We start from the raw sequence: 224 nt of genomic DNA, 5'->3' as shown, positions 1-224 counted from the left end.
ATGGCGTTGATCTCTACGCCCATCGCAATGTTGGTCACTCGCTCAAGAATCAGCTCAACAACAACCGGTACCTTATGCTTGTTCATCAGCTCTTTGGCTTGCTCAAACGCCGCCGCAATTTGGTCTGGCTCACGAACTCGAATCGCCTTACAGCCTAAACCTTCAACAACGGCTACATGGTCAACACCGTAGCCTTCAAGTTCTGGTGCGTTCTGGTTATCAAA

General features: G+C 49.6%; 1 protein-coding gene. It reads right to left on the bottom strand.

Going from position 1 to position 224, the window contains the following annotated elements; genetic code table 11:
- Positions 1-224, bottom strand: a 224-nt coding sequence (locus FTW16_RS21415) for a thiamine pyrophosphate-dependent enzyme (protein ID WP_261383498.1), incomplete at both ends; no start/stop codon positions are given.

Origin of the sequence: Vibrio sp. T20, from assembly GCF_007858795.1 — a bacterium.
Lineage (GTDB): Bacteria > Pseudomonadota > Gammaproteobacteria > Enterobacterales > Vibrionaceae > Vibrio > Vibrio satsumensis.
The sequence above is the reverse complement of the archived record's forward strand: the minus strand, read 5'-3'. Positions and strand labels throughout refer to the sequence as shown.